We start from the raw sequence: 7,371 nt of genomic DNA on the forward strand, positions 1-7,371 counted from the left end.
ACGCCGAAGGAGGAGACCCCGGCCCGGCGCACCCGCCCGCCGGCCGGCCACGGCTGCGCCTCGGTCAGCACCTGGACGTCGCCGGAGGACCAGTCCACGTGCGGGCTGGGCTCTTCGGCGTGCAGGGTGCGCGGCAGCATCTCGTGCCGCATGGCCTGCACCATTTTGATCACCCCGCCCACTCCCGCCGCGGCCACGGTGTGACCGATATTGGATTTGAGCGAGCCGATCCGCAGCGGCCGATCGGCGCGGTCCCCGCCGTAGGCGGCGATCAGGGCCTGCGCCTCGATCGGGTCACCCAGTGTAGTACCCGTACCGTGCGCCTCCACCGCGTCGATATCCGACGGCGCCAGCCCGGCATCGGCCAGCGCCGCAGCGATCACCCGCTCCTGTGACGGTCCGTTCGGCGCCGTCAGACCGTTGCTGGCCCCGTCCTGATTCACCGCCGTGCCACGGACCACGGCCAGGATCTCGTGCCCGTTGCGGCGTGCGTCGGAGAGACGCTCCAGCACCAGGACACCGACGCCCTCGGCGAAGGCCACGCCGTCGGCGGCGGCGGAGAAGGCCTTGCACCGCCCGTCCGGCGAGAGCCCGCGCTGGCGGGCGAAATCGACATAGAGGTATGGGCTGGCCGCCACGGTCACGCCGCTGGCGAGCACTAGCGAACTCTCCCCCCGCCGCAGCGCCTGACAGCCCAGATGCAGGGCGACCAGCGACGACGAACACGCGGTATCGACGGTTACGGCCGGCCCCTCCAGGCCGAACACGTAGGCGACCCGTCCGGAGATCACACTGCTGGTGGTGCCGGTGAGCCGGTAACCCTCCAGATCACCGACCACCCGATCGATATAGCCCGAATAGCCCGCTCCGGCGAACACTCCCGCGTCGCTGCCCCGCAGCGAGGCCGGATCGATACCCGCGTCCTCCAGGGCTTCCCACGACACCTCGAGCAGCAGGCGCTGCTGCGGGTCCATGGCCGAGGCCTCGCGCGGGCCGATCCCGAAGAAGCCGGGGTCGAAATCGCCGGCGTCGTAGAGGAATCCGCCACGGCGGGTGTAGACGGTGCCGGGTTTGTCGGCGTCCTCGTCGAACAGCCGCTCCAGATCCCAGCCGCGGTCGTCCGGGAAGTCACCCGTCGCGTCCCGGCCCGCGGCCACCAGATCCCACAGGCCCGCGGCGGAATCGGCACCGCCGGGGAACCGGCACGCCATTCCCACGATCGCGATCGGCTCGTCCACCCGAGTCCGCCGCACGACCTTCTTCACCGGGGCATCCGCCGCCGGTGCCACCCGGGCCAGCACCAGTTTCGCCACCGCCACCGGCGTCGGATGATCGAAGACGAGGGTCGAGGGCAGGGTCAGCCCGGACGCCTTGCTCAGCCGGTTGCGGAATTCGACCGCCCCCAGCGAATCCAGGCCGATCTCGTCGAAACGCTGATCGGGGCGGATATCGTTGCCCGACTCGTGGCCCAGTACCGCCGCCACCTGCGCCCGGACCACCTCGAGCACCAGATCCGCGCGCTGGGCCTCGGGGGCTTCCGCGAGCACGGCGCCCAGCGAACCCGCCGCCCGGTCGACCGCACCATCCCCCGGCGCGCGCACCGGACGCGCCGCCGGGCGCACCAGTCCGCGCAACACCACGGGTACCGCGCCCGGATCGCTTTCGCGGCGCACCGCGGCCGGGTCGAAGCGCAACGGAATCGTCCGGACCCCGGCACCGGCCAGCGCGGTGTCGAAGAGCCGCCGGCCCTCGGCCTCGGTCAGCGGACTCAGCCCCAGCCGTTGCCACCGGGCCATCGCGATCCGGTCCAGCCCGCCGGTCATTCCGCTGCCCTGCTCCCACGGCCCCCAGGCCAGCGATACCGCCGGCTTCCCGGCGGCCCGCCGCCGCTGCGCCAGCGCGTCCAGGAAACTGTTGGCGGCCGCGTAGTTACCCTGACCGGCCGACCCCAGGACCGCGGCCACCGAGGAGAACAGGACGAACGCCGCGATATCGCGGTCGCGGGTCAGCTCGTCCAGCCACCAGGCGCCGTCGACCTTGGGCGCGGCCACCCGGTCCACCTGCTCGGCGGTCAGCGAGGCGATGGTCGCGTCCTCGAGCACCCCGGCGGTGTGCACCACCGCCAGCGGCCGATCCGCTTCGATACCGTCCAGCAGGGCCCGCACCGCGTCCCGGTCGGCCATATCGCAGGCGACGATTCGCGCGTGGACGCCGGCCGATTCCAGTTCGGCGGCCAGTTCCGCGGCGCCCGGCGCGGCGAGACCCCGGCGGGAGGTCAGGACCAACCGCCGCACGCCGTATTCGGCCACCACGTGCCGGGCGAACAACGCGCCCAGCCCACCGGTGCCCCCGGTGATCAGCACCGTCGCGTCCGCCGGCAGCGACCCCGCAGCGCGGCCGGCGGACGTGGCGGCCCGAATCAGGCGCGGTACCAGTGTTTCCGTGCCGCGGACCGCGACCTGGGGTTCGCCGGATCGCAGGACCGCGGCGAGGCGGTCGGCATCCACCGGCCGGTCCGGTTCCGCGTCGACGAGCACGAACCGCCCGGGGTTCTCCGACTGCGCCACACCGGCCAGGCCGCGGATCGCGGCCGCGCGCGGGTCCGGGACCTCGCCGGGCAGGCCGGCGGCCCCGGTGGTCAGCACGACCAGCCGGGTCCCGGCCAGACGTTCCTCCGCGAGGAAGGACCGGAACACGGCGAGCGCGTCGCGCACCCCGGCCCGGACCTCCACCGGCGCACCGGCCGCCGCCGGGGCGGCCCGCCAGATGAGCACATCCGGTACCCGCTCGGCCGCGGCGGCCGCGGCGGGCGTCGGGTAACCGGCCGCGATCCCGGCCATCTCCCCGTCGCCGAGCAGCCCGGGCGACCAGGTGAGCTGTTCGCTGCCGGCCGGGCCGGCCGGCTCCCAGCGCACCTGGTGCAGGTACGCCGCGGCACCGGGCAGGGTGGCGCGGAATTCCGCGACGTCGTACGGGCGCATCACCACCGCGTCCACCGAGACGATCGGCTCGCCCGCCGGATCGACGGCGGCCACCGCGACGGTCTCCGGCCCGGTCGCGACCGCGATCACCCGCAGGGTGGTCACCTCCGCCCGGCGCGTGGTCTCCGTAGCGTGGAACCGCGCACCGCCCCAGCGGAACAGCAGCCGGCCGGTCTCGGGATCGCCGTCACCGTCGCCGCAGAGCAGCCGGGAGAAGCCGGCGTGCATCACCATGTCCAGCAGGGCGGGATGCAGTGTATGGCGACCGGCCTCCGGCGCCGCCGCGGTATCCAGCTCGATCTCGGAGAACACGGTGTCGCCGCGCTGCCAGGCCGCCCGCACACCGAGGAAGGCCGGGCCGTATTCCAGACCGGTGTCCTTGGCGATCAGCGCCGCCAGCCCCGCGCTGTCCAGCGGTTCGGCTTCCGCCGGGGGCCACGGCTCGTCCCGCAGCCGGGCGGGCAGATCCGTTTCGCCGGAGCCGGTCGCGGCCAGCGCGCCGGTCGCGTTGTGCACCCATTCGCTCTCGCCCGCGACACGGAAATAGAACTCGAACGGGCGGCGACCCTGGCCGTCGGCCGCCTGGACCAGCACCTGCAACTCGATCTCGTCGTCACCGGTGGGCAGGATCGGCGCCTGCAGGGTGAGTTCCTCGACCGTGCCGCATCCGATCCGGGCACCCGCGACCAGCAGCATCTCGATCAGGGTGGCACTGGGCAGCACGACCACGCCGTAGGTCATGTGATCGGCCACCCACGGATGGGTGCGCAGCGAGAAACGCCCGGTGAACAACCATTCGTCGGACCCCGCGAGTCCGACCACCCCGGTGAGGACCGGATGCTCGAGCGAGGAGATCCCGGTATCGCCCCCGGAGTTCAGCCAGAAGCGACGCCGCTGGAAGGCATAGGTGGGCAGGCCGATCCGGCGCATCGCGCGACCGGCGAACCAGGCCCGCCAATCCACCGGCACCCCGGCGTTGTGGATCTGCGCCAGCGCGGAGACGAACTGCGTGACCTCGGCCTCCGCCGGCGTACCGGACGCGACCGGCCGCCGCGCGGTCGCGGCCACCGAGGCGGCCGCATCGGCCTCCGGGTGCTCCGCCAGGCACCGTCGCGTCGCGGCGGCCAGGACCGCGTCCGGCCCCACCTCCACGAAACGCCGGACGCCGGCCCCGACCGCGGCGTCCACGCCGGGGGCGAACCGGACACAACCGCGGACCTGCCGCACCCAGTGTTCCGGATCGGTCAGGGTGTCCTGGTCGATCTCGCCGGAAACGTTCGATATCACGGTCCGTTGCGGCCGCGCGTAGGAGATACCGGCGGCCACCGCCCGGAATTCGGCGAGCATGGGATCCATCCGCGCGGAATGGAACGCGTGGCTCACCCGCAACCGGTTGGTCTTCACCCCCTGCGCGGCGAGCCGGACTTCGATCTCGGAGACCGCGTCCGCGTCGCCGGAGAGCACGGTCGAGGCCGGATCATTGACCGCGGCGACGGAGAGCCGGCCCGGGAATTCGGCCGCCAGTTCCCGCGCCACGGTTTCGGGCACCGCCACGGCCAGCATCGCACCGCCCACCGGCAGCGCCCCCATCAACCGGCTGCGCGCGGCCACCAGCGCGCACGCGTCGGGCAGGGACCACACCCCCGCCACATAGGCCGCCGCCAGTTCGCCGATGGAATGGCCGATCAGCACATCCGGAACGACACCGAACGCTTCCAGCAGCCGCGAGACGGCCACTTCGAACGCGAACAGCGCCGGCTGAGTGAACTCGGTGCGGTCCAGCACGCCGTCGGCGTCGGTGAACATCACCTCCCGCAACGACCGGCCCAGCAGCGGATCGAACTGCGCGCACACCTCGTCCAGCGCGGTCGCGAACGCCGGGAACGCCCGATAGAGTCCCGCACCCATCCCGGCCCGCTGCGCACCCTGACCGGTGAACAGGAACGCGGTCCGGCCGGAGCCCGCGCGCCCGACGAGCGCGCCGGGCGCACCCGCCGCCACCTCGGCGAGACCGGCGAGCAGCGCGCCGCGATCGGCGGCCGGTACCACCGCGCGGCATTCGAGCAGGGCCCGCGCGGTCGCCAGCGAGTACCCGATATCGGGCAGTCCCGCCTCCGGTGCGCCGATCAGCCACTGCCGCAACCGGTCCGCCTGACCGCGCAGCGCTTCCTCGGACCGGGCCGACAGGACGAACGGAACGAGATCCGTCGCGACGGCCGGCTCGGCCGCCGCGATCCCACCGACCGCGGCGGCCGGGGTGGTTGCGCCGGGCACGCCGGCCGGAGAGGTCGCGCCGGAAGTGAGGCCCGGCTCGGTCGGTGCCTCTTCGATGATCACGTGCGTATTCGTGCCACTCACCCCGAACGAGGAGATTCCCGCGCGGCGCACCCGCTCCCCCGCCGGCCACGGCTCCGCCTCGGTCAGCAACCGCACCGTGCCCGGATCCCACTCCACATGCGGCGACGGCGCGTCCACGTGCAACGTCTTCGGCAACACCCCGTGCCGCATGGCCTGCACCATCTTGATCACACCACCCACACCCGCCGCCGCGGAGGTATGACCGATATTCGACTTCAGCGACCCCAACCGGAACGGACCACTGTCCCCCCGGGCGCCATAGACATTGATCAACGCCCGCGCCTCGATCGGATCACCCAGCATCGTCCCCGTACCGTGCGCCTCCACCGCGTCCACATCCGCGGGCTCCAGGCCCGCGCTCGCGAGTGCCGCGGCGATCACCCGCTCCTGCGACGGACCGTTCGGGGCGGTCAATCCGTTGCTGGCCCCGTCCTGATTGACGGCGGTGCCGCGCACCACCGCCAGAACGTCGTGCCCGAGCCGTCGCGCGTCGGAGAGCCGCTCCAGCACCAGCATTCCCAGACCCTCGGAGAACCCCGTACCATCGGCCGCCGCCGCGAACGCCTTACACCGCGCATCCACCGACAACGCCCGCTGCCGCGCGAACGCGATCAACAACGACGGATCCGACATCACCGTCACCCCACCCGCCAACGCCAGCGACGTATCCCCCTGCCGCAACGCCTGACACGCCAGATGCAACGCCACCAACGACGACGAACACGCCGTATCCACCGATACCGCCGGACCCTTGAAACCCAGGGTGTAGGCGATGCGGCCGGACAGCACACTGTTGGACACCCCGAGGTAGGCATGTCCCTCGGTCTCCGCGGAGATATTCGCCGACCCGACCCGCGGCCCGTAGTACTGATGGATCACCCCCGCGAACACCCCGGTATCGCTGCCGCGCAACGACCCCGGATCGATACCCGCGTCCTCGAGCGCCTCCCACGACGCCTCCAGCATCAGCCGCTGCTGCGGATCCATCGCGGCGGCCTCACGCGGGCCGATCCCGAAAAAGGCCGCGTCGAACTCGCCGATGGCGTCGAGGAACCCGCCCTCCCGCGTGTACACGGTGCCCGGCACATCCGGATCCGGGTCGAACAGGCGCGCCAGATCCCAGCCCCGGTCGGTGGGGTAGTCGCCCACCGCGTCCACCCCGCCCGCGGTCAGTTCCCACAGCTGCTCGGGCGTGCGCACTCCCCCGGGGTAGCGGCACGCCATCCCGACGATCGCGATCGGCTCCCGCGACCGGTCGGTGAGCTCGCGCAACTGCTGTTTGGTGTCGTAGAGCTCTTTCGCGGTCTTCTTGAGGTACCGGCGTAGCTCGTCGTTGTCGGCCATCGGGGTGGAGCTCCTGATCATGCTGGTTCAGCTGAGGTTGTCGATGAAGTCGAACAGCTCGCGGTCGTCCGCGGCGTCGAGGTTTTCCGCGGCGGCGGCGCCCGGGTCGGACTCGGCGGGGGCGGTGCCCTCGAGTTCGCGTAACAGCGCGGTCAACCGGTTCGCCAGGCCGGTCCGGTCCGCGGGCGACAACTCGGCCGCTGCGCAACTGTGCGCCAGCGAGTCGATCTCGGCCGTGATGCGCTGGACCGGGTCCTCGTCCGGGGCGATCTCCCGGCGCAGGAATCCCGCCAGCGCCTCGGGAGTCGGGTAGTCGAACACGGCGGTCGCCGGTAGCTGGGTGCCGACCGCGGTGCGCAACCGGTTGCGGAACTCCATCACCCCCAGCGAATCGAATCCGATCTCGCTGAACGGCTGGTCCGGCGCGGTCGCCTCCGCGCTGCTGTGCCCGAGCACCGCCGCCGCCTGCACCCGGATCACCTCGAGGATGATCCGCTCCTGTTCCGCGGCCGGCCGACCGGCCAGCTGCGCCGCCAGGTCCGGTGCCCGGTCCGCGCTCTCGGCCGCGCGGCGTCGCGCGGGCCGGACGAGCCCGCGCATGACCGCGCGCACTTCGTCGGGATCCTGTGCACCGAGCGCCGCGCGGTCGATGCGCACCGCGGCGAACACCGGGCCGCCCTCCGCGAGT

At 72.7% G+C, this 7,371-nt stretch carries 2 protein-coding genes; both read right to left on the reverse strand.

Going from position 1 to position 7,371, the window contains the following annotated elements:
• Positions 1-6,683 (reverse strand): type I polyketide synthase (locus tag ON38_RS25855; protein ID WP_039827624.1); only part of this gene is annotated, 6,683 nt, incomplete at its 3' end.
• Between the two features lie 27 nt (positions 6,684-6,710).
• On the reverse strand, positions 6,711-7,371 hold a 661-nt coding region (locus tag ON38_RS25860), incomplete at its 5' end, for a phosphopantetheine-binding protein (protein ID WP_039827623.1).

This window comes from Nocardia testacea NBRC 100365, assembly GCF_000308775.1.
GTDB classification, from domain to species: Bacteria; Actinomycetota; Actinomycetes; order Mycobacteriales; family Mycobacteriaceae; genus Nocardia; species Nocardia testacea.